The following is an 8090-nucleotide window of genomic DNA, read 5'->3' as shown; positions in this document are numbered from 1 at the left end:
AATATCGAAGGTGATATTTAAATCAATATGGATCCATTTTCTTTCTATTCTTACGCTTGTATTTTATGAGCCTTGGATAGTTCTCACCATGGTGTGGATTCTGTTTTTTGTAGAATGGATGCACTCTACTTCTATATAGTCCATTACCATGCTGATGATTGACCTGAGTAGTACATTGCTTTAAGAAGCATCTTCTTAATTCAGGTATTCTGTAAGTTACGCCTAAGCCAATATAAAGCGCATTCATGGAAGTGTTTATGGATGAACTACTTTCAGGCAAACTGATAGTATAATTCTTATAGTCAAACGAAGGACGTACAAAAGCGGTGAAATATTCTGATAATTCTCTTTCAATAGTCACACCAAGGTTGACATATAATCCTTTGTCAATCAGTGACTTATTAAATTTACTTGACAGCTTATATGCACCAATCTGAGCATCTACTGCCAGAGTATATTCATAATACCTATATACCTTAGCTCCTAGTATCAAAAAATACCTCTTAAAAAAAGTGCTACCAAAATTCGGAGTAATAGACGCAACAGTATCTGAAAAATTAACCGCTTTAAACTGCCCTACTCTATGATACTCAAACTGAAATCCACCACCAATTTTATACTTATCCAATAACTCTATGTGAACGGTGGCGGTAAGGGGAATGCTGGTACCTGGCGCTTTGAATGTAAGATCAGCTGAATCAGAACTTATCAGGAAGTCATTTCCTGTGTAAGACACGTTATCACTCTGATCAACAGTATTAAACCAGTACCTATAGCCGTTTGGAATACTACCACCAGATATATTAACATCCTTATCGAAAATTAAAGGTGTACTATCACGTTGCTGCAGCAAGGCATAATCTCCGAGGTCTTGGCTATAAAAGGTACGTCCATACCCAGTTGAAAGACCAAAATGAAGCTTGGATAGTAACTTTCTAAATGTATTGTTTCCTTTAGGTTTTGCATAGAAGTGATCTAGAGGTATAGCGGCACCCTCGCTTTCTTCTTGTGCATAAGTGACCATGGAAATGGTGAGTAACACCAGAACTGTGAAAATCTTTTTGGAATGTAAAAGGGCAGTTCTAATGATCATGTAATTTAAACAGGCAAATTTAAAAAATATTATTGAGGAAGCCTGTTCTGTCCTACCTCAATTCAAAAGTCTTGCAAAACAAGGTGAAAACAAGGTATTGACTTATCTCCAGTTTGTTTCCTATATCCTGAATTTTCTCAAATTCAACAGATGAAATAGCTCTTTCTTCAACAATCTCAGCTTCATCATGCAAGAAAAACGAGGTCATAAACCGCACAAACGCATATGGGGCATACATTAACTCACGAGCGAATCCAATAATATTATCAGCTTCATCATTTGCATTATTCAGCTTAAGTGATTTAAGATCACAAGTGTTAGTAATAGCAATTTTAATTACCTCTAGAAACGGCAACTCCCATTTATCAAAACTCTTAATTAAGAATTTCATGGCATGAGCCACAGGATCAACTTTCATAAAAAAACCACCCTTAGACATCTTACGAGCCATTTTATTCAGTGCCAGTTCTTCGAACAGGCTTATTGTTCCATTAGCTAAAGCCACTCCCACGGTAGGGGTCATCATTATCAATGAAAGGAAATCATGCTCTGATATTTCAAGAAAATTGGCCTCAGTTTCAATAAACTCCTTACGTAACTTGATTACCTCATCAAGAACCTCTGGAATCTCGATTATTGTCGCAATTTCATTCTCTGAAAACATACTATAGCTCGTTTAAGACGAAAAGATACAAAAATTGAACCCATTTAATAATATTATTTATAAAAATGGCATAAAAAAAAGGTGCCTAGACACCTTTCTTATACTCTATATTGATATTGATTATGCTCCCTCTTCAGCTAACTGAACCTTAGCAAGAATCGCTTCATATCTAGCCTTAACAGCATCATCAGAACTGATGGCCGCTTTTATTGCTTTATATGTTTTACCTCCATCAGGAAGCATTTTGGTAGCTAAAAGTTGATTAACTTCTTTAATAGCTTCAATTCTCTCAGCTTTCATTTCCTCGATAGTAGCCATGAATTTAGTCTCAAATTCTGTAGCCGCTTCACCTTCTCCTTTAGAAAGCTCACTGAACCTTTTGCCAGTCATACCTTCCTGGTTTTTGATCATGTCATTAAGTGCTACACTAATTTCAGCTTTCATAGCATCTACTGACTCCATCAACAATGCATACCTTCTTAGGTTCTCATCAGTAATTTCTTCGCTTTGTGCATTACTCACATTCACTACAACACCCATCAATAATGCAGCAATTAAAAGTTTCATTTTCCTCATTACTTTATTCGTTTACTTACAACTAGATTTTTAAAAACCTCGAATAAAAGACAAACAACCAATCTAATCAAGAAAAATGATGATAAATTAACTATTTACTGTAAGAAAGGTACTATTACAGTTTAATTGTCGCTCTAACATTTAAAAATCTGGCTGATAATGAGTTAGGCACAGCATATTGATTGTTGCTGACATCGGAGATCCAGGTGTATGATATGGCATTATCTGAACCAAAGAGATTTAAGATTTCAGCACTTATTGTTAGTAAGGTTTCATCATTGTTAAAAATTGACTTCAGATGAAAAAGTCTTGAGAAACCCATATCTATTCTGGTATAGGCATCTCCATTAAATGAGTTTCTATTTTGAAAGTTGCCTGGAGCTCCAAATGGCAGGCCACTACCATACAGGAAGTTAAGGTTTACTCTTATATCAGGATTATTAGGAATATGATCCTGAAAGAAAACCGCCACATTTAGCCTTTGGTCAGTCGGACGCCTGATATACCCCCTACCATCTCCTTCAACATCTTCTCTTACATTTAATAAACCCAAACTAAACCATGATTCCGCTCCTTCTATAAACTCGCCACTTACACGCATGTCAAAACCAGCTGCATAGGCTTCTGCATTGCTATTAGCGTAATAGCGTACTTTAACATTGTCAACCTCATAAGGAACAACATTCTTAATTTTCTTATAATAAACTTCACTGGTTAGAATAAATGGTCTGCCCCACCAGGTAAGGCCGTAATTCAATCCTCCTATAATATGTATAGATTGTTGGGCCTTAAGCTTAGTATTTAATACACCATCAAAATTTCTGAGTTCGCGAAAAAATGGTGGCTGTTGATAAATGCCAACAGCTCCTGAAAAGGTGACTTTACGTGAAAAGTCAGGTTTAATAGATATTTGCCATCTCGGGCTTACTAGAAACTGCTCATTCAAATCCCAATAATTACCACGTACTCCAAAGGTTGTAGTAATGCTTTTTGACAATGAAACTGTACTTTGAACAAACCCAGTGTACTGATTTGATTCAATCCTGTTATTGGCCTGAACCGCGTTGATTTGAGTGACATAATCAGCAGAGTCAGTAAAATCATATTCTTGAAGCTGATCTTCAATCTGCTGGCGACTATAGCCAAGTCCGAATTCTATTGTTGCATTGTCTAAAGTGATTACATTTCGATTCTCAGCATTTAGTATTTCAGCCTCAAGGCTGTTTCTACCATAATCATAATTGGTGCCTATTCCGCGGGTAAACACACAGTCATTAAAGGTAGAGCTAGACAAATTCTTATCAACATCACATAATCGATAACCACCCTCAACCTCAGTGTATTCCCTTTCAGTGGCCTTTACCACTGAAGTTATCACCTGAGTCCGCCAAGTTTTATTAATTCGATGGTTTAGCTTTATCCCCCCCTGGTAAGTGTCATATTCGAGTAACTCTTTGCCAACAAAAGCCACATAAAGCCTGAGTGATTGATTGAAGTTACCAAATTCGGTTTCTCTGCTTTCTGGAGTAACTAAGTATCTGTTACTTGCATAAGCAGTCAGTAAGCCTATTGTTGTCCGTTGCTTATCTTCTTTCTTCCCTACATTAAAGTTAATATATGACTGATAGTCAGTGAATTTAGGAAGATACTGGCCGTTGGTTTCTAATGTGTTAAGAAGATATTTTGATGATTTATGACGTGCTCCAAGTGTATAATTTAACCTTTCATTCTTTGAAGCTCCTTCAAAATGCACACTACCACCTAATAAGCTACCACTAACAGACCCAGCGAACTTCTGAGGCGTTTTATATTTAACATTAAGCACAGAAGCCAGCTTATCACCATATTTGGCTTGCCAGCCACCTGCAGAGAATTCCACGGAACTGACCAAGTCAGAATTAATAAAACTAAGACCCTCTTGTTGACCATTAGTTACCAAAAAAGGTCTGTAAATAGGAATATCATTTACATAAACCAGATTTTCATCAAAGTTGCCTCCCCTAACAGAATATGTTGAAGACAACTCATTGTTACTAACAACACCAGGCAGTGTAACTAATATCTTATTAAATTCTCTAAAAGGTGTAGGAAGTATTTCTGCTGATTTTGGATCGAGCTTAGTGACACTTGGGCCAACAGTTTCTTCTCTGTCCCCAGTCACTTTAATCTCATTTAGCAGCTCTGTAGATTCTTGTAAAACAATATTTAGAACGGTTTCCGTTGCCTTGACAGCTCTTTCTGTTGAGACGTAACCAACAAAGGAAAATACAATCACGACAGAATCTGCATTATTCAAACTCAGTCGGAAGCGGCCTTCATTATCTGTGGTAGTCCCTTTTCTTTGGCCTCTGAGGCTAATATTAACACCTTCAAGTGGTTGACCAACCTGATTTGTGACAGCACCTGTTATTGCCTGTCCCTGAGCTAAGGAAAAAGAGAGTATTAAAGTGAATAAAAGAACAAGTGCGGAAAGCCTCATCAAAAACAACTATAATAGCTTAAACGCTCTTAAGACTGGAAATAGTATCAATTGGGTTTTCAGAATTAAAAACAAAACTACCAGCTACTAATACGTCTGCCCCAGCTTCAATTAGTTTAGGTGCATTTTCTTTGTTTACACCACCATCTATCTCTATCAAAGTGGTAGCATTTGCATCGCTAATGATCTCTTTCAATTGCCTTACTTTTTTATAAGTATTCTCAATAAATTTCTGACCACCAAATCCTGGGTTCACAGACATTACACAAACCAAATCTATATCTCCTATACAATCTTCCAACAGTTGAACATTGGTATGTGGATTAATAGCCACTCCTGCTTTACACCCTAATGCTTTAATCTGCTGCAAGTTTCTATGTAAATGACTACAGGCTTCATAATGAACAGAAATAATCTCAGCTCCGGCCTTTTTAAATGCTTCTACATAATTTTCAGGCTTTTCTATCATCAAATGAACATCTAAAGGTTTGGTAGCGTGTTCATTTATAGCCTTCATTACAGGTAATCCAAAAGATATATTTGGCACAAAAACTCCATCCATAATATCTATATGGATCCAGTCAGCATCGCTGGCATTTAACATCTCGACATCACGTTGAATATTAGCAAAATCAGCTGCTAAAACTGACGGGGCAATGATAGGAGTTCTCATGCGGGCAAAGATAGAAAAATTAACTATTAGTACTTTACTATCCGATGTATTGAGCTAGTATCTGAAGCTCCATTAACCTTCAATATGTAAATTCCAGAATACAGGTCAACTAAATCTAAAGTGACTGATTCATCATGATTAACTTCCAATGAGCCTGTTCTTAACATTTTACCCGATGAATCAATTATGCTGTAAGTATATACATTTCCGCTTTTTAGACCTTGAATTTCAATTCTGCCACTAAAAGGGTTAGGGTGAACAACTACTTCTTGTTCAGTTAAATCAGTAATACCTGTAACACCTTCAGTAAAATTTGGAATGCCATGACCAAAAAGATTATTCGGGTTTTCAGATTGACTTCCCAATGATAACAGCAAATCAAACAGTTCTTTATTGGTTAGTTCAGGATTCTTTTGCCATAATAAAGCGGCAAGACCTGCTATTTGAGGTGAGGCAAATGAAGTACCTGAGTTACTACCAACGCTTCCATTTTGTCCAATTACTGCGGCTGATCTTCCATAAGCCATTAAATCAGGCTTTACCCTTCCATCAGCTGTTGGCCCAAAAGAGCTGAAGCTAGATTTGGATAGGTTGCTTTCAACGGAACCCACACTTAATACATTTGGCCCATCAGCCGGAGCTGTAACATGCTTCCAGGAACTTGTTCCTTCATTTCCTGCACTAGTCACGACCAATATACCCTTTGTGAAAGCCTTTTCAGCAGCTCTGGTAATAACCGTAGTATTGCCGTCCATCTGCTCGTAGGTATAGCTCATATAATCGAAGTCAAACATAGTATACCCAACCGAGGCGTTAATGATGTCCACACCTGCACTATCAGCCATTTCTGTGGCATAAAGAAAATTATACTCTTCTATTCTGAATTCAGGTCTTGAACCTGAATCATCCTCAGTCACAAAAAGCATAATATCGGCCTGTGGTGCTACGCCTTTATAACTATCTGGTATTTGGGCTACTACAGCGCTTAATACCTGAGTACCATGCTGAAGGTATTGAAATGGATTGTCATCATTCTCCACGAGGTTGTATTGGTGCTTTATCTTATTGTCAATAAATAAATGTTCAAAGGGGCTGGTATTATCAACACCTAAAAATCCACCATCCATAAAAGCTATTATTACTCCCTCGCCAAGAAACCCTTCATTCTGAAGTTCCCCTACTCCTATTAAATTATTTTGAAAATCTGTCTCCAACGCCTCAGTTCCCTCACCATCTTCAAGGCCACCAACTCTCGAGTTTGATTTCAATTTCTCACCCGGAGCCACAAATTCTACACTATCAACGAAAGCAAGGAGTTCAATTGAAGCTACCTCAGCTTCAGTGGCCTGCACTAATACATTATTAAACCACTTGCTTTTAAAGAAAACTTCAGCTCCTGTATTTTCAATTTCATCAACATAGCCAGGATTTACGGGCAGGTCTTCTTCTGTTATTTCTATATTTTGGGCAGTTCGCCTCTCTATTGCTCTGTTTGACAAGTATTCAGAGGGGTTAGAGACTTCAAAAGGAGAATTTGATTTGTCCTTTAAATGAACAACATACCTCGCCTGACCAAAAGATAAACTTGCAGCCAGAATTAATAGAAATGATAATATGGCTTTAAAGCGCTCCATATTCTAGCAGTGCCTGTCTGTATTCTATACCTGTTTCAACAATTTCCTGTCCAAGACAGTTTTCATCAGCACAGTAGTTAAGATTGACTATTTCTTTATACACAAGACCAATATCTTTAGCATATATTTCAAAACGAGTGTCAAGTGAAACTATAAAATCCTGATTATCAGCCTGAATAACAGTAATGGTGTTTTCGAAACCCTGATCATTCAGTCTGAATGGAAAGCTTAAACTGTCAAGAACATAAGTATCTTCTTCTAATGAGTTAAAAGAGTTGCCGTTCCATGATACACCTGCTTCAATAGGGAAGACAAGCTTGAGTAATGAAAGGTTCTCTTCTGATACTATAGCATTAAATTCAGTTCTTCTGCTTTGCCACGTATTTAGGTATTCCCAGTCGTCATTTTCATTTGCTCGAGTAAACCTATTAATAATAAATGTCTCCTGTTCATCAGAAACAAAGGATTCTGCTATTTCATGTCTGATCTGAAAATCACTAGTAACCACCTCACCAGTATTCAAATAATCGGTTTGTGTCACTTCAAAGACCTGGTAAGTACCAGTAGCAAGAGGAAAATACTCATAGCCATAAATGGATTGGTCAGGCTCCAATTCCGAATCGCTGCAGCCGGCTACTAAGAGTATAAATATAAAGAAGTATGATGTGTATTTCATGAACATTAAAGCACAGTCCTTAAACCGTTTAAAGACTGTGTTTATTGCTCAAATATAGCTATTAAACCTTAAGGAAGAGTAGAAATTAGTTGAGTTTAGCCAGCAATTCTAAAACTGCATCTTCTTTACTTGATGCAACGCTTCCTACTAACTTTTCTCCTTCGAATACTGCGAAATATGGCAAGTTGGTTACGCCAGCCAACTTTCGTGCTTCTGGATTTTCTTCTGCGTTAACATCTACAAAATTGATGTCTGTAAATCTATCATCATCTGAAAGCCTCTTATATTTAGGAGC

The 8090-nt window shown here is 37.2% G+C and carries 8 protein-coding genes; all 8 read right to left on the bottom strand.

Translation table 11 applies throughout. The features are described 5' to 3' along the window. Positions 1 to 22: 22 nt before the first annotated feature. Positions 23 to 1093 carry a hypothetical protein gene (locus E1140_RS03250; protein ID WP_155178996.1) on the bottom strand — a complete coding sequence of 357 codons (1071 nt, stop codon included), beginning with the start codon at positions 1091 to 1093 and terminating at the stop codon, positions 23 to 25. Between the two features lie 52 nt (positions 1094 to 1145). Next, entirely contained in the window at positions 1146 to 1757 is a 612-nt protein-coding gene (locus tag E1140_RS03245) for a hypothetical protein (protein ID WP_155178994.1), read from the bottom strand. A gap of 120 nt (positions 1758 to 1877) precedes the next feature. Further along, entirely contained in the window at positions 1878 to 2324 is a 447-nt protein-coding gene (locus E1140_RS03240; protein WP_155178992.1) for a hypothetical protein, read from the bottom strand. Positions 2325 to 2448: 124 nt separating this feature from the next. Beyond that, on the bottom strand, positions 2449 to 4812 hold the full coding sequence (locus E1140_RS03235; RefSeq protein WP_155178991.1) for a TonB-dependent receptor: 2364 nt from the start codon (positions 4810 to 4812) through the stop codon (positions 2449 to 2451). Between the two features lie 19 nt (positions 4813 to 4831). Then, on the bottom strand, positions 4832 to 5485 hold the full coding sequence (gene rpe, locus E1140_RS03230) for a ribulose-phosphate 3-epimerase (protein ID WP_155178989.1): 654 nt from the start codon (positions 5483 to 5485) through the stop codon (positions 4832 to 4834). A gap of 26 nt (positions 5486 to 5511) precedes the next feature. Continuing rightward, complete coding sequence (locus E1140_RS03225) at positions 5512 to 7119, bottom strand: S8 family peptidase (RefSeq protein ID WP_155178986.1); 1608 nt, start codon at positions 7117 to 7119, stop codon at positions 5512 to 5514. Then, positions 7106 to 7795, bottom strand: a complete 690-nt coding sequence (locus E1140_RS03220) for a hypothetical protein (RefSeq protein WP_155178984.1) — start codon at positions 7793 to 7795, stop codon at positions 7106 to 7108. The genes E1140_RS03225 and E1140_RS03220 overlap by 14 nt, the downstream gene beginning before the upstream one ends. 85 nt (positions 7796 to 7880) lie before the next feature. Continuing rightward, positions 7881 to 8090 (bottom strand): thioredoxin family protein (locus E1140_RS03215; RefSeq protein ID WP_185153402.1); only part of this gene is annotated, 210 nt, incomplete at its 5' end.

The sequence above is a fragment of the Fulvivirga lutimaris genome, from assembly GCF_009711525.1.
Lineage (GTDB): Bacteria > Bacteroidota > Bacteroidia > Cytophagales > Cyclobacteriaceae > Fulvivirga > Fulvivirga lutimaris.
This window is presented reverse-complemented; position numbering and strand designations above follow the sequence as displayed.